The sequence below is a fragment of the Rubrivirga marina genome (assembly GCF_002283365.1).
Taxonomy (GTDB): domain Bacteria; phylum Bacteroidota; class Rhodothermia; order Rhodothermales; family Rubricoccaceae; genus Rubrivirga; species Rubrivirga marina.
The window spans coordinates 3,835,089-3,859,012 of the sequence record NZ_MQWD01000001.1; the positions used below are offsets into that span (position 1 = coordinate 3,835,089).

The 23,924-nt window shown below is 72.2% G+C and carries 14 protein-coding genes and 2 tRNA genes; 5 read left to right on the forward strand and 11 right to left on the reverse strand.

The window, feature by feature from the left end; translation table 11 throughout:
* Window positions 1–15: 15 nt before the first annotated feature.
* The 8 genes from BSZ37_RS22880 to BSZ37_RS16405 all read right to left on the reverse strand — a co-directional run bounded on the left by BSZ37_RS22880 (window position 16) and on the right by BSZ37_RS16405 (window position 9,545).
* Entirely contained in the window at window positions 16–741 is a 726-nt protein-coding gene (locus BSZ37_RS22880; protein ID WP_095511584.1) for a sugar nucleotide-binding protein, read from the reverse strand.
* Complete coding sequence (rfbC, locus tag BSZ37_RS16375; RefSeq protein WP_095511585.1) at window positions 647–1,213, reverse strand: dTDP-4-dehydrorhamnose 3,5-epimerase; 567 nt, start codon at window positions 1,211–1,213, stop codon at window positions 647–649. Before rfbC ends, BSZ37_RS22880 begins: the two co-directional genes overlap by 95 nt.
* A 33-nt stretch (window positions 1,214–1,246) precedes the next feature.
* Window positions 1,247–3,175, reverse strand: a complete 1,929-nt coding sequence (gene cysN / locus BSZ37_RS16380) for a sulfate adenylyltransferase subunit CysN (protein ID WP_095512430.1) — start codon at window positions 3,173–3,175, stop codon at window positions 1,247–1,249.
* Between the two features lie 187 nt (window positions 3,176–3,362).
* Window positions 3,363–4,277: a sulfate adenylyltransferase subunit CysD gene (cysD, locus tag BSZ37_RS16385; RefSeq protein WP_095511586.1), complete on the reverse strand. Its 915-nt coding sequence runs from the start codon at window positions 4,275–4,277 to the stop codon at window positions 3,363–3,365.
* Window positions 4,278–4,409: 132 nt separating this feature from the next.
* Complete coding sequence (locus tag BSZ37_RS16390) at window positions 4,410–6,158, reverse strand: SLC13 family permease (protein WP_095511587.1); 1,749 nt, start codon at window positions 6,156–6,158, stop codon at window positions 4,410–4,412.
* Window positions 6,159–6,252: 94 nt separating this feature from the next.
* Complete coding sequence (gene cysQ / locus BSZ37_RS16395) at window positions 6,253–7,059, reverse strand: 3'(2'),5'-bisphosphate nucleotidase CysQ (protein ID WP_095511588.1); 807 nt, start codon at window positions 7,057–7,059, stop codon at window positions 6,253–6,255.
* A gap of 80 nt (window positions 7,060–7,139) precedes the next feature.
* Window positions 7,140–8,081 (reverse strand): UDP-glucuronic acid decarboxylase family protein, encoded by a 942-nt coding sequence (locus tag BSZ37_RS16400; RefSeq protein WP_095511589.1) that lies wholly within the window; start codon window positions 8,079–8,081, stop codon window positions 7,140–7,142.
* A gap of 57 nt (window positions 8,082–8,138) precedes the next feature.
* The gene (locus BSZ37_RS16405) at window positions 8,139–9,545 is read right to left on the reverse strand and encodes a UDP-glucose dehydrogenase family protein (protein WP_095511590.1); all 1,407 of its coding nucleotides are present in this window, start codon (window positions 9,543–9,545) and stop codon (window positions 8,139–8,141) included.
* 200 nt (window positions 9,546–9,745) lie between these two features.
* Here BSZ37_RS16405 and BSZ37_RS16410 point away from each other — a divergent pair, with 200 nt between their 5' ends.
* From BSZ37_RS16410 to BSZ37_RS16420, 3 genes are all read left to right on the forward strand, one after another.
* Complete coding sequence (locus BSZ37_RS16410; protein WP_095511591.1) at window positions 9,746–13,441, forward strand: choice-of-anchor B family protein; 3,696 nt, start codon at window positions 9,746–9,748, stop codon at window positions 13,439–13,441.
* 165 nt (window positions 13,442–13,606) lie between these two features.
* Window positions 13,607–13,679: transfer RNA gene (locus BSZ37_RS16415), tRNA-Lys, on the forward strand.
* A gap of 46 nt (window positions 13,680–13,725) precedes the next feature.
* Window positions 13,726–13,809: transfer RNA gene (locus BSZ37_RS16420), tRNA-Leu, on the forward strand.
* 2,597 nt (window positions 13,810–16,406) lie between these two features.
* On the opposite strand, the gene BSZ37_RS16430 is transcribed toward BSZ37_RS16420, so the two are convergent.
* From BSZ37_RS16430 to BSZ37_RS16440, 3 genes are all read right to left on the reverse strand, one after another.
* Window positions 16,407–17,210, reverse strand: coding sequence for an IS5 family transposase (locus BSZ37_RS16430; RefSeq protein WP_425442620.1), 804 nt, complete (start codon window positions 17,208–17,210; stop codon window positions 16,407–16,409).
* Between the two features lie 197 nt (window positions 17,211–17,407).
* Window positions 17,408–18,166 (reverse strand): endonuclease, encoded by a 759-nt coding sequence (locus BSZ37_RS16435; protein WP_143537694.1) that lies wholly within the window; start codon window positions 18,164–18,166, stop codon window positions 17,408–17,410.
* A gap of 201 nt (window positions 18,167–18,367) precedes the next feature.
* On the reverse strand, window positions 18,368–20,020 hold the full coding sequence (locus BSZ37_RS16440) for a sensor histidine kinase (RefSeq protein WP_095511594.1): 1,653 nt from the start codon (window positions 20,018–20,020) through the stop codon (window positions 18,368–18,370).
* A gap of 209 nt (window positions 20,021–20,229) precedes the next feature.
* Here BSZ37_RS16440 and hrpB point away from each other — a divergent pair, with 209 nt between their 5' ends.
* Together hrpB and BSZ37_RS16450 are read left to right on the forward strand one after the other, a co-directional pair.
* Window positions 20,230–22,764, forward strand: a complete 2,535-nt coding sequence (gene hrpB / locus BSZ37_RS16445; RefSeq protein ID WP_095511595.1) for an ATP-dependent helicase HrpB — start codon at window positions 20,230–20,232, stop codon at window positions 22,762–22,764.
* A gap of 68 nt (window positions 22,765–22,832) precedes the next feature.
* Entirely contained in the window at window positions 22,833–23,915 is a 1,083-nt protein-coding gene (locus BSZ37_RS16450; RefSeq protein WP_095511596.1) for a hypothetical protein, read from the forward strand.
* The last annotated feature ends 9 nt before the right edge of the window (window positions 23,916–23,924 follow it).

Genomic DNA, 23,924 nt, shown 5'->3' on the forward strand with positions numbered 1-23,924 from the left:
GTTGATTTCCGTGACCTAGCGAGCTCCCGACATCGACGGTGACACCACGCACCGGTCGCCACCTCGGAGCCGAGCGCGCCGCGCGTCGGAGCATGCTGAAGCCCGACCCCTGACTGGCGCCGCGCGGCCGTCGGGTAGGCCTCCTTCGAGATCAGGTGACCGGGACGAGTGGAACCGCTCCCATCGCCTGTCCCGCCGCCACCGCGGCGTCTCCTGCTCATACCACATCGTGACCGGAAGCCCTCCCAGGTGGTGCCGCCAGGTGATTCTGGCCCACCCATCGGTTGCGTGACGGGCTGCGACCAGCGCCGCGTGCGCGATGTCGGCCGTAGCCGTCGGGTGGGGACATTGGCCGGCGACGACGGCGAGGCGGGGTTGCTCGTTGGCGGGCCGGAGCATCCTGGTCGCAAAACTGTTCGCCGTACCTTCGAAGACCCTTGCGGTCCGGAGGGTCTCTGCCCGATCTGTGGCTGCCCCAACAGCAGCCTCACCGGCGGCCTTGCTCGCGCTGTAGACGCTCGGCGGCGCTACCGGGGCGTGCGGGCTAGCGGTCCCATCGAACACGTTATCGGTTGAGAGGTGGACGAGCGGGATGCCCGCGGCTTCGGCAAGTCCAGCGAGGTAGCGGGCCTCGTCACGAGCACCCTCATGAGACGAAAGGGGCGTTCGGGAGCCCGTCACCGGCGAGATCGGCCAGCGACGGGAGGGAGCGGTCCTTGGCCGAGAGGAGCGGGGCCTCATCGAGGGGCCACTCAATGCCGAGGTCCGGGTCGTCCCACCGAACGCCGCCCTCATCGTCCGGGCGGTACACGTCGGTGCACTTGTACAGCACGTCGGCCTCGTCGCTGAGCACGCAGAACCCGTGGGCGAAGCCGGGCGGCACCCACAGCTGGCGGTGCGAGCCCTCCGTGAGCGTCACGCCCTCCCACTGGCCAAACGTCGGCGAGTTCGGCCGGACGTCGACGACGACGTCCCAGATCCGCCCGCGGATGGCCTCGACCAGCTTCCCCTGCGGGTGGTGCCGCTGGAAGTGGAGCCCACGGAGCGCCCCCCGGACCGACCGGCTGTGGTTGTCCTGGACGAACGCGGCGGGGATGCCCGCCGCGGCGTAGCGCTCGGCCTGGTAGCGCTCGAGGAAGAAGCCTCGGGCGTCACCGAAGACGCGCGGCTCGACGACGAGCACGCCGGGCAGCGCGGTCTCTCGGACGGTCATAGGGAACGCGCGCGGCGTGGACTGGGGGATGGGCTAGGCGTCCCGCTCGACGATGCCCGCCTCGGTGAGCGCGTCGAGCACGACCTCGACGGCTTCGTCCACGCTCATGGTGGCCGTGCGGAGCGTGATCTCCGGGTCGGCGGGCGCCTCGTATGGCGCCGAGACGCCCGTGAGGTTCTGGATCTCGCCCGCGTCCGCCTTCGCGTAGATCCCCTTCGGGTCGCGCTCCTTCGCCGTCTCCACGTCGACGTCGACGAATACCTCGAAGTAGCGGCCGCCGGGGATCAGGTCCCGGACGCGGTCGCGGTCGGCGGCGTACGGCGAGACGAACGTGCAGAGCGTGACGGCCCCGGACTCGAAGAAGAGCCGGGCCACCTCGCCCACCCGGCGGTTGTTCTCGCGACGGTCGGCCGGACTGAAGCCGAGGTCGCCCGAGAGCCCGTGGCGGACCTGGTCGCCGTCGAGCAGCATCGTCTTGACACCCGCGTCGAACAGCCGACGCTCGACCTCCCGGGCGACCGTCGTTTTGCCTGAACCCGAGAGGCCGGTGAACCAGAGGACCGCGGCCCGGTGGTCCTGCTTCGCCTCGCGCTCGTCGCGTGGGATGTTGAGGCCCTCCCAGACCACGTTCGGCGAGACCTGGCGGTCCTCGAACGCCGCGGCCGCATCGGCCGAGCGCTCGAGGCGGGCGGCCTTGCCGGCCACCTCCTCCGGGCTCTGGCTGGCCCCGCGGATCATCCCCGCGGCAACCGTCGCGTTCGAGTACGGGTCGATGAGGATGAAGGCGCCCGTCGGCTTCGATTGCTGGTACGGGTCGAAGAACAGCGGCGCCGCCGTCGTTACGCGGACACGGCCGATGTCGTTGAGCCCCAGCGTGTCGGCGCCCTCGCGGTGGAGCGTGTCGACGTCGACCCGGTAGACGATCTCGTCGACGAAGGCCTTGACCTCCCGCGTGGTGTGGCGGAGGAGGTAATGCCGGTTCGGCTGGAGCTCTTCCTCGGCCATCCAGCACATCATGGCCTCGACGCCCGTGCCCACCTCGGGGATGTTCTGGGGCCGGACGAGCATGTCGCCGCGCGAGACGTCGATCTCGTCCTCGAGCGTGAGCACGACGGCCTCGCCGGCCCCCGCCTCGTCGAGGTCGCCGTCGAGCGTCGTAATCGTCTTGACCGTCGAGCGCGTGCCAGCCGGGAGAGCCAGGACCTCCTCGCCGGGGCGGATCGCGCCGGACGCGATGGTGCCCGCGAACCCACGGAACGTCTGGTCGGGCCGGATGACGGTCTGGACGGGGAACCGGAAGTCCCTAAGGTTCCGGTCGCCAGCCACGTTGACGTGCTCGAGGTGGTGGAGCAGCGTCGAGCCGCCGTACCACCCCATGTGCTCGCTCCGCTCGACGACGTTGTCGCCCTTGAGCGCCGAGACCGGGATGAAGTCGACGTCGCGGAGGTCGAGCTTGGCCGCGAAGGCTGAGAACTCGTCGACGATCCGGCTGTACGTCTCCTGGGCGTAGCCGACGAGGTCCATCTTGTTGATGGCGACCACGACGTGCGGGATGCCGAGGAGCGCGGCGATGAAGGCGTGCCGCTTCGACTGCGTCTGGACGCCGCGTCGGGCGTCGACGAGGACCACGGCGAGGTCGGCGGTCGAGGCCCCCGTGACCATGTTCCGCGTGTACTGGACGTGGCCCGGCGTGTCGGCGATGATGAACTTCCGCCGCGGCGTCGCGAAGTACCGGTACGCCACGTCGATCGTGATCCCCTGCTCCCGCTCGGCCCTCAGCCCGTCCGTCAGCAGCGCGAGGTCGGGGACCCCGTCGTCGTCGGTCCCCCGGGCCCGCGAGGCCTCCGAGACGGCCTCGAGCTGGTCCTCGAAGATCGACTTCGAGTCGTAGAGGAGCCGGCCGATCAGCGTGCTCTTCCCGTCGTCGACGCTCCCGGCCGTCGTGAACCGGAGGAGGTCCATGTCGAGGTACCCGTCGGAGGGGTCGACCGGGGGGCCGTCGGGGGCGCCGGCCTCGGCGGCGAGGCGGGCGGGGTCGGTGCCGTTGGTCTGCATGGTCGAGAGCGGGGTGCGGGATCGGGGATGTGGGATGGGTGAGGACGAGCGATGGGCTCATCCCTCGACGTCCCTCTTAGAAATGGCCCTGGTTCTAGAAATAGCCCTGCTTCTTCCGGTCCTCCATGGCCGCCTCCGACCGCTTGTCGTCGTGGCGCCCCCCCCGCTCCGTCTGCCGCGCCGCGGCCACCTCCCGGATGACCTCCGGGAGCGTCGACGCCGTGCTCCGGACGGCCCCCGTGCACGTCGCGTCGCCGACCGTCCGGAACCGGACGGTCTCCCGCCTCACGGCCTCGCCGGCCTGGGGCCCGGCGAACTCCGTCACGGCGAGGAGCGTCCCCCCCCGCTCGAACACGTCCCGCTCGTGGGCGAAGTAGAGCGCGGGGAGCCCGACGCCCTCGAGCGCCACGTACTGCCACACGTCCATCTCCGTCCAGTTCGAGAGCGGGAACACCCGGAACGTCTCGCCGACGTGGCGGTGCCCGTTGTAGAGGTCCCAGAGCTCGGGCCGCTGGTTCTTCGGGTCCCACTGGCCGAACCGGTCGCGGGCCGAGAAGAACCGCTCCTTCGCCCGGGCCTTCTCCTCGTCGCGCCGCCCGCCCCCGAACGCCGCGTCGAACCGGTGCTCGGCGAGGGCGTCGAGGAGCGGGACGATCTGGAGCCCGTTCCGGGAGGCCTCCGGCCCCGTCTCCTCGACGACGCGGCCGGCGTCGATGGCCCCCTGGACGGAGGCGACCTCGAGCCGGAGCCCGAGCCCGGCGACGAGGGCGTCGCGGAAGGCGAGGGTCTCGGGGAAGTTGTGGCCCGTGTCGACGTGGAGGAGCGGGAACGGGACGGGCCCGGGGTGGAACGCCTTCCGGGCGAGGTGGACCATGAGGATCGAGTCCTTCCCGCCGGAGAACAGGAGGGCCGGCCGCTCGAACTGGGCGGCCACCTCGCGCATGACGTGGATCGCCTCCGCCTCGAGCGTCCGGAGGTGGGACGTGCGGAGAGTGCGCTTCGAAGCCATGAGTCGATTCGGTCGGGGGGTCGTCGGAAGCTAGCAGAGGCCGGGCATCCCGTCCGCCACGTGCGGTCCTTGGTTGAGAGTTGACGCGCCCCGGGCTGGAAGTGGCCCGCATCGGCGCCGAGGCGGACCGGGCTACAGCCACACGAGGGCGCACACCGTCACCGTCACGGCGCACACGATGAGGCTCACCGGCAGTCCCGCCCGAACGAAGTCGGTGTAGCGGTAGCCGCCGGGCGCGAGCACCATCAGGTTCGTCTGGTAGCCGATGGGTGTGAGGAAGCTGGCCGCGCTCCCGATCGTGACCGCGACGGCGAACGGGATCCAGCTTACGCCGAGGTCGGCCGCGACCGCCAGCGCCACGGGGAGCACGAGCACGGCCGATGCCTTGTTCGTGATGAGCTCGGCCAACCCGTTGGCGAGGAGGTACACCACGAGGAGCGTCACGACGGGCCCTGCGACCGCGACCGCCTCGATGGCCCTCGCGGCCACGCCGGCCAGCCCCGTCGTCTCAACGGCCGCCCCGATCCCGAGCGCGGCGCCGATCACGAGGAGGACGGGCAGGTCGACGGCCCGGCGCAGCGAGCTGCCGCGGAGGCAGCCGGTCACGACCATCCCGAGCGCCCCGGCGAACGTGGCCGTCGCGAGCGGCATCACGCCGAACGCCGCGAGCGCGATGGCCCCGAAGAGCAGCGCCAGCGCCACCGGCGCCCGCCTCGTCACGCGCCGGACGTGCCCGACCGGCGCCACGAGCGCGAAGTCGTCGGACTGCGAGGTCAGGCGGTGGGCGAGCGCGCGGCGGCCCTCGACGAGGAGGAGGTCGCCGGCCCGGAGCGGAACGCGCCCGAGGCCGCCCTCCAAGTCCTCCGTCTTCCGCCGGAGCGCCAGCACGACGCCGCCGTACCGCTCACGGAACTCGACCTCTCGGAGCGTCTTCCCCTCCAGCCGCGAGTTCGCCGCGACGACGGCCTCGTAGAGGGGAAGATCCGGCCCGTCGGCGCCCTCGAGCGACGGCTCGGTCCGCTCCAGCCCGGTCCGTGCCAGGAGACCGTCGAACGCCGCCGAGCCTCCCACGAAGGAGAGGACGTCGCCGGGCAGGAGGACCGCCTCGGGCGCCGCGTCGCGGGTGTCGCCGTCGCGGCGGATCCGAGCGAGGTAGGCATCGCCGAGCGTCCGGAAACCCGCCGCCTCGACCGACTGGCCGGCGAATGGAGCCGTCTCGGCCACACGGAGTTCGAAGTGGTAGCCACGGCGCGCGGCCGGATCTTCCCCCCCGTCGTGTTCGGGGAGCAGGCGGTGCCCCCCGAGCCCGTAGTACAGCGTCACCAGCAGCACGGCCGGCACGCCGACCCACGTCAGCGTGAAGAAGCCGAACCCGGGCAGGCCCTCGGCCAGCAGGAGCCCGTGGACGACGACGTTCGTGCTCGTCCCGATCAGCGTGAGCCATCCGCCCACGATGGCGGCCGTCGAGAGCGGGATGAGGAGCTTCGACGCGGCCGGGCCGTCGCGCTGCCACGCCTGCACGCGCGGGATGAGCATCGCCACGATGGGCGTGTTGTTCAGGACGCCAGACAGAAACGCCGTCGGGAGCATCAGCCGGAGGATCGCGGGGCCGGCCTTCCGCGACCGGGGCCGGAGCAGCCCGTCCAGAAACCCCAGGGCGCCCGTCCGGTCGACGCCCGCCGCGAGCACGAACAGAGACCCGATGGCGACGACCGCCGGATTCGAGAAGCCGGCGAACGCCGCGTCGGGCTCCACGACGCCGGCCACGAGGAGCAAGCCGAGCGTCCCCAGCAAGACCATGTCGGTCCGCGCCACGCCCCGCACGAGCGCGCCGACCATGAACGCGAGCGCGCCCAGCGTATACCACGCCTGCCAGGTCATGACGAGGGCACGAGGGATGGGAGATGATGGGTGGGGCCGGTGCCTCGGCCGCCACATGGGCTCCCCCCTGCCACACGCTCCTTCCCCGCTGCCTTCACGACAGCCACGGCCGCCAGGCGAGGGCGGGGTCGCCCCAGCAGAACACCGATGGGTTGCGGAGGTCGTCCTTGTTGTAGGCGAGCCGGTCGTCGGCCCGCGTCGAGACGCCGCCGCCAGCGGCCTCGACGACGGCCTGAGCCGCGGCCGTGTCCCACTCGAAGGTCGGGACCGTCCGCGGGTAGAAGTCGGCCTGGCCCTCAGCGACGAGGCAGAACTTCAGCGACGAGCCCATCGAGGCGGACTCGACCGATCGTCCCTCGGCCTCGATGCGCTCGAGGATGGCGGCCACCTCGGGCCCCGCGTGGTCCCGGCTGGCGACGACCGTGAGGGCGCCCTCCGGCGCTGGCCGTGTCGCGATCGCAACGGGGTCCGCGCCCTTCACCTGCTTCCACGCCTCGCCATCGGCGGCGAAGTACGTCACGCCGAGGACCGGGACGTGGACGACGCCGAGGACCGGCGCACCATCTTCGATGAGGGCGATGTTGACCGTGAACTCGCCGGAGGCCTTCCCCCCCGCGGTCGAGCCTTTGACGAACTCCTTGGTCCCGTCGAGCGGGTCGACGCACCAGAACCGGCCCCATGCCTTCCGGTCCTGAGATTCGGGGTCACCCTCCTCGGACAGGAGCGGGATGCCAGAGCCTGCGAGGTGGTCGGCGATCGTCCGGTGGGCGGCGAGGTCGGCCTGCGTCAGCGGCGAGTCATCGGCCTTGGCGTCGACGGTGAGCGGCTGGCCGTAGAAGGCGAGGATGGCGTCGCCGGCGGCGCGGGCCGCCCCGAGGGCGAGGGCGAGGAGGTCAGACACGAGGGAGTTCGGGGGGACGGGGCCGGCAAGATCGTCCAGCGTGGTCGCCCCGTCGCGTTGATCTCCCGAGGCGGGCCGGGTCAGGCCGCCTCGACGCGTTCGCGGAAGTAGTCGAGGGTCCGGCGGAGCCCCTCGGCCCGGCCCACCGTCGGCGCCCAGCCCAGGACCTCCCGCGCCCGCGTGACGTCGGGCTGCCTCACCTTCGGGTCGTCCGACGGCAGGGGCTCGTACGTGATCGTCGACGACGACCCCGTGAGCGCGACGACCTCCTCGGCGAACTCCTTGATCGAGACCTCGTCCGGGTTCCCCACGTTGACCGGGTCCGTCTCCCCCGAGTGCAACAGCCGCCAGATTCCCTCGACGAGGTCGTCGACGTACTGGAAGCTCCGCGTCTGGGACCCGTCGCCGAAGACCGTGATCGGCTCGCCCCTCAGCGCCTGGCCCATGAACGCCGGGAGGGCCCGCCCGTCGTCGAGCCGCATCCGCGGGCCGTACGTGTTGAAGATCCGGACGATCCGCGTGTCGACCCCGTGGGACCGGTGGTACGCCATGGTCATGGCCTCGGCGAACCGCTTGGCCTCGTCGTAGACCCCGCGGCTCCCGACCGGGTTCACGTGGCCCCAGTACGACTCGGGCTGGGGGTGGACCTGGGGGTCCCCGTACACCTCGCTCGTCGAGGCGAGGAGGAACCGGGCCCCCTTCGCCTTGGCCAGGCCGAGCGCGTTGTGGGTCCCGAGGGACCCGACCTTCAGCGTCTGGATCGGGAGCCGGAGGTAGTCGATCGGGCTCGCCGGGCTCGCGAAGTGGAGGACGTGGTCGACGTCGCCCGCGACGTAGACGAACGTCGAGACGTCGTGGCGGACGAACTCGAACCGGGGGTGCCCGACGAGGTGGGCGACGTTGTCGGGGTTCCCCGTGACGAGGTTGTCGACGCAGACGACGTCGTGGCCCTCGGCGACGAACCGGTCGCAGAGGTGGGAGCCGAGGAAGCCGGCGCCGCCGGTGATGAGCGTGCGGGGCATGAGCAGGGGATGGAGGATGAGGGACGGGGAATGAGGGAGTGTCCCTCTCCCGCTCTGCTACGCTGCCGTTTCGCGGTCCGAGACCTCCTGGGCCGGGAACGACGGGCGGCCGACCGAGCGGTACGTGAAGCCGAGGCCGGCCATATGCTTTGGGTCGAACACGTTCCGGCCATCGAACACCAGTGGCGCGCCGTCGCCGGCCATCGACTGGCGGACGCGGGCGAGGTCGGGCCGGCGGAACTCGGGCCACTCCGTCGCCACGACGAGCGCGTCGGCGCCGGCCGCCGCGTCGTAGGCCGTCTCGGCGTACGACAGCGACCCCGTGCCCCCGAGCGGCTCGCGCTCGAACGCGGCCCTCGTCGTCTCGACGGCCTCGGGGTCGAACGCGACGACGTCGGCCCCGAGGCCGACGAACTCGCGGATGAGCACGTGGGCCGGCGCCTCGCGGACGTCGTCCGTGTGCGGCTTGAACGCGAGGCCCCACACCGCGATCGTCTTCCCGTCGAGGCGGCCGTCGTTGTCGCCGAGGGCGTCGACGATGTGCGGCACCATCGACTTGCGCTGCTCGTCGTTCACGCGGAGCACGGCGTCGAGGATCTCGAACGAGTACCCCTCCTCGCGGGCCGTCCGGTGGAGGGCCTGGACGTCCTTCGGGAAGCACGACCCGCCGAACCCGATCCCGGCGTACAAGAACTTCGGCCCGATCCGGCTGTCCGTCCCGATCCCGCGGCGGACCTTGTCGACGTCGGCGCCGACCCGGTCGCAGAGGTTCGCGACCTCGTTCATGAACGTGATCTTCGTCGCGAGCATCGCGTTCGCCGCGTACTTCGTCATCTCGGCGCTCGCCTCGTCCATGACGAGGATCGGGTTCCCGCTCCGGACGAACGGCTCGTAGAGCCGGGTCATGAGCTCGGCCGCCCGCTCCGAGTCGGTCCCGACGACGACGCGCTCGGGCTTCATGAAGTCGTCGACGGCCACGCCCTCCCGGAGGAATTCCGGGTTCGAGACGACGTCGAAGTGCTTGCCGGCCTCGAGCCCGTAGGCCCCGACGGCCGCCGTCACGCGGCGGGCCGTCCCGACCGGGACCGTGCTCTTGTCGACGAGGACCTTGTACCCCCAGTCGGGGTGGGCCGCCAGGAGCTCCCCGATGTCGTCGGCCACGCCGAGGACGTACTGGAGGTCGGCCGAGCCGTCCTCGGCCGGCGGCGTCGGGAGGGCGAGGAACACGACGTCGGCCGGCGCGAGGGCCTCGGCGAGGTCCGTCGTGAAGCGGAGCCGGTTCTCGCGGCGGCCCCGGTCGAAGTAGACCTCGAGCCCGGGCTCGTAGATCGTGAGGCGCCCGTCGCGGAGGCTCTCGACCTTCCGGGCGTCGATGTCGACGCAGGTGACCTCGTTCCCCATCTCGGCGAAGCAGACGCCCGAGACGAGGCCGACGTATCCGGTTCCAACGACGGCGATGTTCATAAGAGACAGTCCGGGTTTGGGGAAAGGCGGCAAGGTATCGGGCCGCGCCGACGCGAACAGAACCCACCACGATAAAACTGCTGACTCTGACGAATCCTCACGGAGTCACCCTTCTGGTCAGGACATCCCACGTGGTGGCGTGAGTCGGCCGCACTGTGGATCTTCCGGCGCCTACGGGCCCTTCCATCCCCCCCGTTTCCATGCGCTTTCGTCCCCCCGCCCTCCTCCTCGCCGCCTTGTTGGCGACGGCCGCCTCCGCCCAGACACCTTGTGCTGGCGGCACGGCCGGGCCGTACGCGTGCCACGACGTGGACCTCATGGGCCACCTGCCACTAAGCACGTTCGTCAGCCCGGGGTCCAGCGCGCCGTCGGCCGGCAACGACATCTGGGGATGGACCGACGCCGATAGTGGGCGTGAGTTCGCCCTCGTGGGCCTCACGAACGGGACGGCGTTCGTCGAGATCACTGACCCCGCCTCGCCGGTCTTCCTCGGCAAGCTCCCGACGGCCACCTCGAACTCGTCGTGGCGCGACGTCAAGACGGTCGGTGACTTCGCTTTCATCGTGAGCGAGGCCGGGAGCCATGGAATGCAGGTGTTCGACCTGTCCAAGCTCCTGACGGTCTCCTCCCCGCCCGTTACGTTCACCGCCGACGCTCGCTACACCGGCTTCGGCAACGCGCACAACATCGTGGTGGACGAGGACTCGGAGTTGGCGATCGGCGTCGGGTCGTCCGGGACGTGCAGCACCGGGCTCCACATGGTCGACGTCTCCACCCCCCGGAGCCCGACGTTCGCCGGCTGCTACGATGGCGACGGGTACACCCACGACGCGCAGTGCCTCGTCTACGACGGGCCCGACACGGACTACACGGGCCACGCCATCTGCGTGGCGTCCAACGAGGACTCCGTGACCATCGTCGACGTGTCGACTCCGGCGTCCCCGGTCCAAATCTCGAAGGCGTTCTATCCGAACCCGAGCTACACGCACCAGGGCTGGTTCGCCGACGACATGCGGTACTTCATCGTCAACGACGAGACCGACGGCAACAGCACGGCGCCCACACGGACGATCGTGATGGACCTGCTCGACCTCGACGAGCCGGACTTCGCCTTCTTCCATGACGGGACCACGGCGGCGACGGACCACAACCTGTACGTCCACGAGGGCCGCGTCTTCCAGAGCAACTACCGCGCGGGGCTCCAGATCCTCGACGCAGCGGGCCTCGGCGGCGGGTTCATGACGCAGGTGGCCTACTTCGACACGTTCCCGTCGAGCGACGCGCACGGCTTCGACGGGCAGTGGAGCAACTACCCGTACTTCCCGAGCGGGATCGTCGTCGCCAACGACATCTCGAACGGGCTGTTCGTCCTCGCGCCCCGCGAGCCGGCCGCGCCCCCGACCGCCTCGGTGGCGCCGGCCGCCGTCGACGCGACGCTGGCGCCGGGCGAGACGGGCGCGGCGACCGTGACGGTGGCGAACGGGAGCGGCGGCGGCCCGCTGATCTACGGCGCCACGCTCCAGAACATCTCCCAGCCCGACGGCTCGCTCGCCCGACGGCCGTTCTTCGCACGGCCCGCCGACTCGCCGGACCGCTCGGTGGCCGTGGGCGGCCGTCCCGACGGCGTCGACCCGGGCGCACTCGCCGAGGCCCCCCGTGAGTCCGCCGAGGCGCCCGGACTCGCCCCGCTCCTGGGCAGCGGGGGGCCCGACGCGTTCGGGTACGCCTGGATCGACTCGGACGAGGCCGGGGGCCCGGCGGTCGACTTACAGGACATCGCAGGCTCCGGCACGGCCGTCACGTTCACGCCCGCCGGCACGTTCGCCGCCAGCGACGAGGGCTATGCCGACGTCGCCTTGCCCTTCGCCTTCCCGTTCTACGGCGCCGACAAGTCGAGCGTCCGCGTCTACACCAACGGCTTCCTCACCTTCTCGTCGACCGTCGGCAACTCGTATACGAACCCGTCGGGCTTCCCGGGGACCAGCGGCCCGACGAACATCGACGACGTGATCGCCCCGTTCTGGGACGACCTCGACCTCAGCTCCGCAGGCACGGTCTACACCGAGACGCTCGGCGACGGACGGTTCGTCGTCCAGTGGGATGAAGCGCGTCTCTACGACGCATCGGGCTCGTCGATGACGTTCCAGGTGATCCTCGCGCCCGACGGGACCATCGAGTTCCAGTACGGGACGATGACAGGGACGACCAACGGCGCGTCGGTCGGGATCGAGAACGCGACGGCGACCGACGGGCTGGCGGTCGTCACGAACGCGGCGTACGTGACCTCGAACAAGGCCGTCCTGTTCTACAGCCCCGTGGTCTGGGCCTCGCTCTCCGGCGCCACGAGCGGCACGCTCGCCCCCGGCACGTCGGCCGACCTCTCGGTCGACCTCGACGCGACCGAGCTCCCCGAGGGCACGTACACAGCCGAGCTCGCGGTCTCGACCAACGACCCGTCGGCCCCGTCGATCACCGTCCCCGTGACGCTCACGATCGGCAGTGACGGGTCGATCTCGCTCGTGGTCAACGGCCCGCGCGGCTCACGCTTCCTCGGCGTCCCCTCCCCCGGCGTGACGGTCGACGACCTCGCCGCCCAGAACCTCGTCCGCGGCGTGCCGGGCTACTACCCAGCGGCGAACCCGCCCAACCTCTGGACGAGCTACGACGCCGTCGCGGCCGAGTGGACCGTGTCGGCCGGCACCGGTGAGGCCCTCCAGCCCGGCCACGGGTTCCGCTGGTACATGTACGACCGGAACGTCGGCAACCCCGACGTCTCCCGGTCGGTCGAGCTCCCGTTCACGCTCTCGACGGACCTCCCCCCGAACACAGCCGACGTCGTGATCGAGCTCCAGACGGGCGGGTCCCGGTTCAACTACCTCGCCAACCCGTTCGGGACGGACCTCGACCTGACCGGCATCTATTCGTGGCCCGGCGGCGACGAGATCGCCCCGGCCGCGCCGATCCACGTCTACAACCCGGTCACGCGGGCCTGGGACGACGCGCCGTCGAGCCTCGGTCCGTGGGAGTCGTTCCGCGTCCGCGCCAAGGGCCCAAAGGCGAACGGCGACCCGCGGGTGCTGACGATCCCGGCCTCGGCCGCGGGCGCGTCCGCCACGCGCCGCACCGTCGATGAGCGTCCCCAGTTGGCGCTCGAGCTCCGCGGGACCGACACCGACGGACTCCCCCTCGCCGACCAGGCCTTCACGATCGTGTTCTCCGACGACGCCCACGCGGGTCTGGACGACGCCGACGGCTTGAAGCTCCAGCCACCGGCCGATGCTTACGTCGTCGTCGGGGCCCGCCTCGGCGAGGCGTTTGTGGGCCTCGACGCCCGGCCGTTCGCGGCCGGCGAGGTCCCGCTCGCCCTCGACGCCCGCGGGGCCGCGCGGACGATGACGCTCCGGTGGGACGCCAGCGCGCTCCCGGCCGGGCTCCCCGTCGCGCTCGTCGACCTCGCGACGGGCACGGAGGTCGACGTCCGGGCCCGGACCTCGTACACGTTCGACGTCGCCCCGCGCCCGGCCCTCGCCGAGGACGCCGTCCTCGCCCTCGGCGAGCTCGCCGACGGGGCCGCCGCGACGGACCGGTTCGTCCTCCGGGTCGGGGCGGCCCCGGCCGACGCCGGGGCCGTCGGGGCCCTCGAGGTGACGGCCGTCGCGCCGAACCCGTCGAGCTCGACGGCCCGCGTCGCGTTCGCCGTCCCGACGGGGGGCCGGGCCCGCGTGTCGGTCGTCGACGTCCGGGGCCGGGAGGTCGCCGTGTTGGTCGACGGGGTCGTCGCGGCGGGCCGGCACGAGGCGGTCCTCGAGTCGGCCGGGCTCGCGGCGGGGGTGTACCTCGTCCGGGTCGAGGCCGGCGGGCGGGTCGCGACGCGCCAGGCCGCCGTCGTCCGGTAACGGCTCGGTCGCTCCCGCTGGCGGCCCCCGTCGCCAGCGGGGCCGGCTTCGTCAGGGGCGGGCGGCATCTTTGCGCGCGCTCCACATGAGCCCGTTGCCCCCCTCCGGCGGCCGGCCTAGTTTGATCGCCTGCCCGCCGAGATGACGGCGCCCCGCCGTCGGCATGGCCCCGTAGCTCAGTTGGCAGAGCAGCTGGCTTTTAACCAGCGGGTCGTAGGTTCGAGCCCTACCGGGGTCACCGATCGGCCACGTTCTTTCTGTCGCGCCTCGGCGCGAGGCCTCTTGCCCAGGTGGTGAAATTGGTAGACACGCACGCTTGAGGGGCGTGTGGAGTAAAATCCGTGCTGGTTCGAGTCCAGTCCTGGGCACTCAAGGATCCCGTGAGGGGCGAAATCGGCCTGAATGGCTTCGATTTCGCCCCTCGCGGCGTTTCGGGGAACGTGTGGGAAGCAAAGCGGCGGCCGAAGCGAGGCAGACATCGCCGGCCGAGCGCCGGACGTACTGATTCGAGGATCGCTCGTACGTCCCCCGTGCGCCGTCGGCCATGGGCTCCCGGGCCGTCACTTCGACATGCCGTGGTAAGGACCGGCGGTCCAGCCGCCGAGGCAGGCTGTCTCGATCTCGGTGGGAGGTCCTGGACGAGTTGGCCGGCTCTTGCGGTTGCTCACAGGGGGCCAGGGGACCCACGGCAGCGCCAGAAACTGAGGGAAGACTCGGGGAATGGATGACATGTCTGAAACGTGAGCTGCGTACACTCCAGAGGCTCGGGACGACAGGCCTGGGCCGGCTCGAAACTCGGCCGGGCCGCGCTCTGTGGTGGGGGGCGGCCCGGCCAGATCGCCTTGGTCGACCGGCGGCCTAGTGGACGCAGTCCTGGCTGCCCATCGTCCTTCGACTTCTTGAGCCGGCAGACCGCTGGACAGTCGGCCCAGTGGGGCCGGTAGCTTCTGGCGATAGCTTTTGGCGGTCGGCGGCGGGTTCGTGCGGAGCCGGGCGCCCCCTTCCACCCCGACGCCGAGGCCCGGCCAGGCGAGAGCCCTGATGATCGACGTGCTTGCGGCTGGCGGCCAGCCGGAAAGCGCGGGGAGACGGTCGCCGAGCGGGGACGTCTGGATCTGTCCGGCGACGGCTCGGACCGCCTCGACGCCGAGGCGGGGGCACCCGGGCGGGCGTAGCCGGGATCTAGCGGGGGTCGCTTGTGTCGCGCACGCGCCGGCCGGACCCGTCCCAGTCTCGGACTGGGACCGCGATGGGATACGACCCCGGAATGTCAAGTGACCGAACCGTCGGTGGCGACAGATCCGCCCCCTCCTGCGTTGGCACGGGCCTGGGTGAGTGGCAGTCAGACGTGGCGCCTGACGCATGGCGCGGCGTCTCTGATGGTGCGGCGCCCGTGGTGGGGAGCCCGCCTTCGCTCTGCGCCAGGGCGCCCTCCATCGGAGGGCGCCCTGGCGTGGTCGTGCATGGTACACGCCCGTGACGTTCGGCTTACCTGTACGGTCTGGGGTGGGGCATCGCCGATACGTCCGGTCGGCGGGGCTCCCAGGGGCGTCGACAAACCCACCACACCTGTTCGCAGACGTCGATGGGAGCCCCGCCGGTTGGGGCGGGCGGGAGTGAACGCCAGGAATTGGCTCTGGCGAACTCGGGCGTAGGCTCGTCGAGGCGGGAGGACTCGCGATCGCTGGCCCCTCGACTCTCGGCCTACGGTTTCCCAATCCCAAGGCCCGCCCACATCGTCGCGGAGGTCGCGAGGTACGGGCGCTGGCAGAGCGTGAAGGTCGCGCTGGGATGGCGGCGGTGGCGGAATCGCCGAGCGAGGGTTCCGTACTCGATGCCGTAGGCCCACCCGCAGCACGGCCTCCCGCCCAGGGCCGCCTCGGCCTCGGTGAGCGCTTCGGCCTGATCCGACCGGGGGCGTCAGCTCCTGCTGACCTGGGAGAGAGAGTGAGAGGCCCCGTATGCAGGACTCTGAGTGAGAGCCCCACTGGTATAGGCCCTCCCCTTCCCGAAGTCAACTTGGTTAGCGCCCCGATCCAGCCTTCCGCCCGCAGGCGAGGACGGCTCCGATGGGTTAGACACGCGCGCGCCGCCGGGACAGGACGTGGCCGACGCGAACCGAGAGGGTGAACGACGCGACGGCGAGGGCGGTGACGGCGAGAGCGATGGCGTACACAGGTCGATGGGTGTGAGGCAGGCCACGTTAGGCGAGAACGGGCGCCATCGGCCTCCGGTGATCCCACGACTCGTGCGGCCATGCATCGACGGCCGCCGCTCTCCGCTACGACGCCTGTCTGGCGTACGCCACGGACGCCGGAGCCGCGCGGCCATCGTCGAGGGCCTCTTTGAAACGGCGCTTCCGCAACCGAGCGGTCGGCGTCAAGCCGATGGCCCACCACACGAGGCGGGCGCGATCGGACACGGAGAGCCCGTCCAATGAGGCGCGGGCAGCGAGGTCACGTCCCACGAGGACTCGCAGCGCAAGTCCCCCGCGGCTCGGCGCAGAATCGGGGGCGCGTCGAGCCGACGCGTCCGCGTGCTGTAGGACGGGAAAGCCGATGGGAGACCGCCTGGCGGTCTCCGAGTGGAGCGTCGTCTCGCCCATCGGGATGTGGTGGGAAACCTCGCAACGTGGCGACGCCCGCCCCGCCGACCCCACAGCCGTTCCCTGACGTCCCCCCTGGCCCATCCCTGAACCGCCTCGGCACCCGCCCCGTGAAGAACGGTGGCGTGGCAGGCCCCGCTCAGGCAGGCCCCGCTCAGGAGTGAGAGGCGGACGCGGCAACGAGGCCAGCCAGCGCGGCGGCGAAGCCGAGCACGAGGTCAGGCGTGAGAGTGTAGAGGATCACAACAGGCAGTGGAAGGTGGTGGGACGAGTGCGTCGGCCCCTAGAACCTCCGAGTGGAGCCCGCGGACGGCGTCCGACACGGAGACCCGTCCCTGTCCTACGGCGCCGGTTTAGGACCTATCCGAAAAGGTAGTCGTCGGCTGAGATCGGGCATCGGCGCCAGACGATCACGGCACACGCCAGGTGGAGCAAGGCCGCGAAGTTCTCGGCCTTCTTCTCCCACCGGATTAGCAGCCGCCGGAACCGGTTGAGCCACGAGTGCGCCGCCTCGACGACCCATCGTCGTGCCCGGTACCCCGGCATCTTCAGCGCCAGCTTCTCGTCGCCTCGGCTCAGGATGTGGGTGACGTACCCCGATGCGCTCAGCGCCGAGCGGACCGAATCGAAGTCGTACCCCTTGTCGGCGCACAGGTGCTGCTCGGCCTCGAACGACACGACGGCCATCGAGTCGAGCACGGGCTCGACCTGCGTCATGTCGTTGCGGTTGGCGCCGGTCACGACGAGCCCGACCGGGAGCCCGTGGCCTTCGGTGAGCAGGTGGCGCTTGGTGCCCGACTTGCCGCGATCCGTCGGGTTGGGGCCGGTCGCCGCGCCCCCGAGCGGCGCCTTCGTCGTCGCCCCGTCGATCGCTTGCCACGTCCAGTCGAGCCCGACGGAGGCGTCGAACTCGACGAGTCCCGTCGCCCAGAGGTGAGCGAAGACGTCGGCCTCGGCCCACTCCTGGAACCGGTCGTGGACGGTCGAGGCCGCCCCGAGACACCGTGGCAGCGCCTTCCACTGGATGCCGGTGGTGAGCACGTAGAAGATCGCGGCGAAGACCTCGCGGTCGGGCTTCCGGGGTCGGCCTCCACCGGGTGGCTCGGGGAGCAGCGGCTCGACGGCGGCCCAGAGTTCGGGGGGCGGCAGGAAGCGGGCGTCGATCTCAGACTCGAAGTCGGGCGCGCTAGCTTGAGCGCGTGCGGGCGTCGCGGGCACGTCGGGCGTGAGGAGAGGTAAGAGTCCCTCAAGCTAGACGGCCGGGCGCCCGCACCCTTTTCGGATAGGTCCTTAGCCCCCCGGACCAGGGCCGCCCCCTGTCACGCCCGCGTTCCGACGACGCGGACGCATCCCCGTCATCGCTACCGCGCCACCGTCAACTGGCGAACGACGACGTGTTCGCCGGCCGCGAGGCGGACGAGAAGGAGGCCAGCTGGCACGTCGGCGAGGTCGAGCACGACCCGAACCACGCCCGCAGGCGGCTCGCCGGCCTCGACGCTCACGACGCGGCGGCCGAGCACGTCGACCACCTTGGCGGTCACCGAGGTGGGCGCGTCGAGCCGGAGCGTCGCCGTCAGCGGACCGGCCGACGGGTTCGGGAAGACGGCCGCCTCGGGCGCCGCCTCGACCGAGGCGGCCAGGGCCGGCCGGTTCGGCGCGCGGTGGATCTGGGACGCGTTGAGTGAGCCGCGCGACTCGTAGCGCGGGCCGTGCCATTGGAAGTGTTCGTACTCCGACCCGACGCCGATGAGTCGGATCGTCCGGAGGTACGGCGTGGAGTTCGTCTCCTCGATCCCGACGTCCTCCGACGTCAGCCCGGCCGAACTGGGGCGAGAGTCGAGGAGGAACGGATTGGGCTGGCCCTGGCGCGTCGCGATCCACTCCGAGCGGGCGTGCTCCTCGGCGCTCGTCGGGTCGGCGTAGTGCCAGTCGATGAGGTCCCGGGCCATCGCCGCGAAGAAGGCATCGCCACCGGCCGACGAGACCTCCGAGGGGTAGATCGTGGCGACGTAGAACGCCGAGCGAGCGGCGTCCCCCTTGTGGTCGTGGCATGGCCCGAACCGGCCCGCGAAGCCCAGCGTCGGATTCTGCTGGCCGAGCTCGCTCCACTCCTCGGCCACCGTCGCAGGCGCTGTCCGTCGTGACCTGGGCGCCACGGTATCAGCGGTCGGCGTCGGCGTCGACGACCTCGCCGAACCGGTGGCTGGTGCGGTCCGAGTTGGCCTCGATCCGCGACGGGTACAGGTTGTGATGGCTCCGCGCCGGCTCCGACGCCGCCCCGCACCCCTGCGGCCGGTTGTGCTCCGCGCGCCTCGCGCGAATTACGCGCCCGCCTCGGTGCGCCCCTCGACACCCTCGGAGGCGGCCCCGACCGTCGCCGAGGGGGGGGCGATGCCGTCGCCGGCCGGAGGCGCGCCGGGCAGGCACACCACGAACGTCGTCCCCTCCCCTTCCTCGGTCTCGACCGACAGCTCGCCGCTGTGCCCGTGGACGACGATCTCGTAGGCCAGCGACAGCCCGAGGCCGGTGCCCTCGCCCGTCGGCTTGGTCGTGAAGAACGGCTCGAAGATCCGGTCGCGGACCTCGGGCGAGATGCCGATCCCGTTGTCGGCGATCTCGACGCGGACGCCGCCGTCGCCCCAGGGCCGCGAGGTCACGGTCAGCGTCGGGTCGAAGTCGGGCGCCTCGGCGGCACGCGCGCGGAGGGCCTGGAGCGCGTTGTCGAGGAGGTTCAAGAACACCCGCCCCATCTCTTCGGGCACCATCACGACCTCGCCCACCTCGGCGTCGAAGTCGGTCTGGATGTCGACGTTGAAGCCGGTGTGCTCGGCCCGCATCCCGTGGTAGGCCAGCCCGACGTACTCCTTGAGGAGGCTGTTGAGCGGGGCCGGCCGGCTCGGGCCCGGCGTGGCCCGGCTGTGGGCCAGCATCGAGCGGATGATCCCGTCGGCCCGGCGCCCGTGCTCGCGGATCTTGACGGCGTTCGAGCGGAGGTCGTCGAGGAGGTCGCCAGACGTGTCGAGGGCCTGGGCGACCGTCTGCTGGTCGTCCTCGCGGATCTCCTGCTCGAAGTCGTCGAGGAGCTCGACGAGGAGCTGGGCGAAGTTGTTGACGAAGTTGAGCGGGTTCTTCAGCTCGTGGGCGACCCCGGCCGTGAGCTGCCCGAGGCTGGCCATCTTCTCCTGCTGGACGAGCTGCGTCTGGGCCTGCTCGAGCCGGCTGAGCGAGGTGGTCAGCTCGGCCTGCTGCTGCTCGAGCTCGGAGCTCCGGGCCTCGAGCTGGCGGCCCCGCTGCTGGAGCCGGTCGCGGAGCCGCGACAGCCGGAGCGTCCCGCGGTACTGGGCCCGCCGGCCGGCGTAGAGCGCCGCGCTCATGGCCGTGCAGAGGAACGTCACGAGGACGAGGTACGACATCCGGCGGACGCCCTCGCCCGGATCGGTGATCTGCCCGACCTCGCCCAGCATCACGGCCGCCCCCGTGTGGAGGACCGTGATGATGACGCCGAGCGCGAGCGTCTGCACGGGCTGGAACGGGACGGTCCCGACCGTGAACAGGAGGAGCAGCGACAGCCACGCCGCGAGGAACTCGATGTCCTGCCGCCCCACGTCGACGTACATCAGGATGCCGGAGCCCACGAGGACGTAGGTGGCCAGCAGCCACCGGCTGATGTGGAGGCCCGGCCGGAACCGCGCCACGCCGAGGAACACGGCGGCGATCGCGTACACGAACAGCTTCTCCGAGAGCGCGTCGCCGATCTGCCCCGCCGCCCCACGCATGCCGGCCCCCTCCAGCACCGACGTCACCCCCGCCGACACGCCGACCCCGACCAGCGCCACGATCCCGAACAGCCCGGCCACCTTCATGCCCAGCACCGACGCCCCGTCGAGGACGGCCCGGAACCCGGGGTCGCGCTCCGCCCGCGAGGGAGCGACGTAGCGCTCCCAGAGCACTCGAAGGCGGACGGAAGGGGACATCGGGCGGCGGTTGGGCGCCCCTCCTACTCAGCACCTCGCGGATTGTCCCCGGGAGCTCGGCGCGCCCGAACCGCCCGCGGAGCCGCCCATCGGACGCACCGGCGGAGCGCCCCCCACGGACCGGACTCCGCGTCCACCGTCGCCCCTGCGCTCGCGCTCGACGAGAGACCGCCCGAACTTCGGGGCCATCCCGACGAACCCACCCTCCCATCGACCTCCCCGGCCCCCCGCTCCCCGTCGACGCCGTCCTGCCCCGCCTCGTCGCTGCCCTCACCGAGGCGGACGCGGCCGTGCTCCAGGCGCCGACCGGCGCCGGCAAGACGACGCGCGTCCCGCTCGCCCTCCTCCAGGCCGACTGGCTCGGGGACCACGGCATCCTGATGCTGGAGCCGCGGCGGATCGCCGCGCGGGCGTCGGCGCGGCGGCTCGCGGGCCAGCTCGGCGAGCGCGTCGGCGAGACGGTCGGGCTCCGCGTCCGGGGCGAGACGCGGGTGAGCCGGCGGACCCGGATCGAGGTCGTCACCGAGGGCGTGCTGACGCAGCGGCTCCTCCGCGACCCGGGGCTGGAGCAGGGACGCACGGTCGGCGTGGTCGTATTCGACGAGGTCCACGAGCGGAGCCTGCAGAGCGACCTCGGGCTCGCGTTGTCGCTTCAGGCACAGGGGCTTCTGCGACCCGACCTCAAGCTGCTCGCTATGAGCGCGACGCTCGACGGGGAGCGGTTCGCGGCGCTCCTCGACGGCGCGCCCGTCGTGACCAGCGAAGGGCGGACGTTCCCGGTCGAGGCCCGCTACCTCGGGTCGCCGCGGCCCGACGCGTCCGGCCGCGCACCGCGCATCGAGGACGCGGTCTCCGCCGCGGTCCGCAGGGCCCTCGAGGACGAGGAGGGCAGCGTGCTCGCGTTCCTCCCGGGCTCGGGCGAGATCCGACGGGCCGCCGAGCGTCTGGAGGGCACCGTGCCGCGCGACGTCACGATCGCCCCGCTCTACGGCGACCTCTCAGCGCGCGACCAGGACACGGCGGTCTCCCCCGCCCCGCCCGGCACCCGGAAGGTGGTCCTCGCGACGAGCATCGCCGAGACGAGCCTCACGATCGAGGGCGTCCGCGTGGTCGTGGATTCCGGGCTCGCGCGGCGGCCGCGGTTCGACGCGGGCAGCGGGATGAGCCGGCTCGAGACGGTCCGCGTGAGCCGCGCCGAGGCCGACCAGCGGCTGGGCCGCGCGGGGCGCATCGAGCCGGGCGTCGGGTACCGGCTGTGGAGCGAGGTCGAGCACGCCGCGCTCCGGCCGTTCGCCCCGGCCGAGATCACGCAGGCCGACCTCGCCCCGCTCGCGCTCACGCTCGCCGCCTGGGGCGCCGCGCCCGACGAGCTCCGCTGGCTCGACCCGCCCCCCGAGGCGGCCTTCGAAGCGGCCCGCGAGCTCCTCCGCGAGCTCGACGCCGTCGACGCCGACGGCGCCCTCACCGACCACGGCCTCGCCATGGCCGACCTCCCGATGCACCCGCGCCTCGCCCACCTCGCGCTCCGCGCCCGGGAGATGGGCCGCGCCGGGCTGGCGGCCGATCTCGTCGGCCTGCTGTCGGAGCGCGACCTGTTCCGCTACGCTGGGCGGCTGCCCGACGTCGACCTCCGGCTCCGCATCGAGGCGATCCGCGGGGCGCGCGACCTTTCGCATCGCGGCGCCCGGCTCGACCGCGGGGCGCTCCACCGCGCGCGCCAGGAGGCGAATCGCTGGCGGAGCGCCTGGAAGGCGACGGACACGCCTGGCGACCTCGACTGGGCCGGCCCGCTCCTCGCCCTCGCCTACCCCGACCGCCTCGGGCAGCGCGTGGGGGAAACCGCAGAGGGCGCGCGCTACCGGCTCCGCGAAGGGCGCGCGGTACTCCTCGACCGCGACCAGCCGCTCGCCGACGCGCCCTTCCTCGCCGTGGGCGACCTGGACGACCGCCGCGGCGGCGCCCGCGTCTTTCTGGCGGCGCCCCTCGACGCCGACGACATCGAGTCGCTGTTCGCCGACCAGATCGTGGAGGACGAGTCGGTCGGGTGGGACGCCGAGGCGGGCCGGGTCGTGGCCCGGCGCGTCCGCCGGCTCGGGGCCGTTGTCCTGTCGGAGGCGCCGATCCGCGACCCCGCGCCGCACCTCGTGACGGCCGGACTCGTCGAGGGCGTCCGCCAGGCCGGGCTCGGCGCGCTGCCGTGGGCGAAGGAGACGCGCCGCCTCCGCGAACGGATGGCGTTCCTCCACCACCACCTCGGCGCCGACTGGCCCGACGTCTCCGACGACGCGCTGCTCGACGGGCTGGAGGACTGGCTCGGCCCGTACCTCGCCGAGATGTCGCGGCTGTCGGACCTCGGCCGCCTCGACCTCGGGATGGTGCTGCGCCAGCTCGGCGGGTCGCGCGCCGAGCTCGACCGGCTGGCGCCGTCGCATGTGACCGTCCCCAGCGGCTCCGTCCGCCCGCTCGACTATTCCGATCCCGACACGCCCGTGCTGGCCGTGAGACTCCAGGAAGTGTTCGGATTGGAGCAGACGCCGCGCGTGCTCGACGGCCGCGTGCCCGTGCTGATGCACCTCCTCAGCCCGGCCCAGCGCCCCGTCCAGGTCACGACCGACCTCGCCTCGTTCTGGCGCGACGCCTACTTCGACGTGCGGAAGGACATTCGGGGCCGCTACCCGAAGCATCACTGGCCCGAGAACCCGCTCGAGGCCACGCCCACCGCCCGCGCCAAGCGCCGTCGCTGACCTCCTCTGCCTCGGCGCCGAGGCGGGGGGACTCGACACGGGGAGGGCCGCCGCCGGATCTTCGGGGGATGCGCCTTCTCCCTCTCCTGCTCCTCGCCCTGCTGGCGGCCCCCGCCCGGGCCAACATGGCGAACCCGGTCCAGCCCGGGACGCCGGCCGGCGAGCCCGCAGCCGCGCTCGACGGCCTCCGCGTGGCCCGTGAGGTTCTGACGCTCGACCTCCGCCCGCTCGAGCGCGGCCGGCCGTTCGCCGTGATCGAGGTTACGTACCGGATCGTCAACACGGGCCAGGGCCGCGTCGTCCCGCTCGACTTCGTCGCCCTCGGCGAGGGCGTCGACGGGGCCGAGGTGTGGGTCGACGAGCAAGCCGTCGCCGTCCGCCGCCTCGACTCGCTCGCCGTCCCGCCGCTCTGGACGATCGCCAAGAGCACCCCCGCGCTCGACGGCGACGCGCTCCCCTACGAGGCCGACGACGGCTTCGGCACGCCGACGGGCCTCCGGTTCGAGGCGCCGATCCCGACCGGCCAGCACACGGTCCGCGTGCGGTACCGCGTGCGCCTCGGGTCGTACGACGCGGGCGACCACCCGAACCGCGTCTGGCAGCTCGCCTACAGCCTCGCGCCGGCCCGGCTGTGGGACGGCTTCGGCCAGCTCGACGTGGCCGTGCTCGTGCCGGAGGGCTGGGACGTGGCGACGTCGCTGCCACTCCGGCGCACCCCGGGCCGGTTGGAAGGCCGCTTCCGCGGCGTCCCCGGCGACGTGCTGGCGGTCTCCGTCCGCGCGCCCGCACCGCCCCTACGACTCCCGCTGCGGATCGCCGGGTTCGTGACGGCGCTCGTCATCGTCGGGTTCTTCGGGGTCGTCTCGGGCAAGCTGGCGAAGCGGTCGGGCCGCGGCGTGTGGTGGGCCCTCCCCGGCACGGCCCTCGGCGGCATCGTGGCGGGCGTGGCCCTCGTCGCCATCGTCGCGACCGCCGACGACCTCGGCGACTCGTCTGCCTACGGCTACGGGACCCTCCTCGGGATGATGTTCGTCGGCGGCCCCCTCGCCATCCTCGTCGGCGCCGCGCTCACGCAGGCCATCGCCGTGTGGACCCACCGCCGGACGCCGCCCGCGTCTCCGCCGCCCGACGAGCGCTACCGACTCAACTGATCCCGCCCC

What these genes read in the sequence shown, in the direction of transcription:
- BSZ37_RS22880 (WP_095511584.1), bottom strand. Translation starts at nt 741, where the DNA reads ATGAGGCCCCGCTCCTCTCGGCCAAGGACCGCTCCCTCCCGTCGCTGG.
- rfbC (WP_095511585.1), bottom strand. Translation starts at nt 1,213, where the DNA reads ATGACCGTCCGAGAGACCGCGCTGCCCGGCGTGCTCGTCGTCGAGCCG.
- cysN (WP_095512430.1), bottom strand. Translation starts at nt 3,175, where the DNA reads ATGGACCTCCTCCGGTTCACGACGGCCGGGAGCGTCGACGACGGGAAG.
- cysD (WP_095511586.1), bottom strand. Translation starts at nt 4,277, where the DNA reads ATGGCTTCGAAGCGCACTCTCCGCACGTCCCACCTCCGGACGCTCGAG.
- BSZ37_RS16390 (WP_095511587.1), bottom strand. Translation starts at nt 6,158, where the DNA reads ATGACCTGGCAGGCGTGGTATACGCTGGGCGCGCTCGCGTTCATGGTC.
- BSZ37_RS16400 (WP_095511589.1), bottom strand. Translation starts at nt 8,081, where the DNA reads ATGCCCCGCACGCTCATCACCGGCGGCGCCGGCTTCCTCGGCTCCCAC.
- BSZ37_RS16405 (WP_095511590.1), bottom strand. Translation starts at nt 9,545, where the DNA reads ATGAACATCGCCGTCGTTGGAACCGGATACGTCGGCCTCGTCTCGGGC.
- BSZ37_RS16410 (WP_095511591.1), top strand. Translation starts at nt 9,746, where the DNA reads ATGCGCTTTCGTCCCCCCGCCCTCCTCCTCGCCGCCTTGTTGGCGACG.
- BSZ37_RS16440 (WP_095511594.1), bottom strand. Translation starts at nt 20,020, where the DNA reads ATGTCCCCTTCCGTCCGCCTTCGAGTGCTCTGGGAGCGCTACGTCGCT.
- BSZ37_RS16450 (WP_095511596.1), top strand. Translation starts at nt 22,833, where the DNA reads ATGCGCCTTCTCCCTCTCCTGCTCCTCGCCCTGCTGGCGGCCCCCGCC.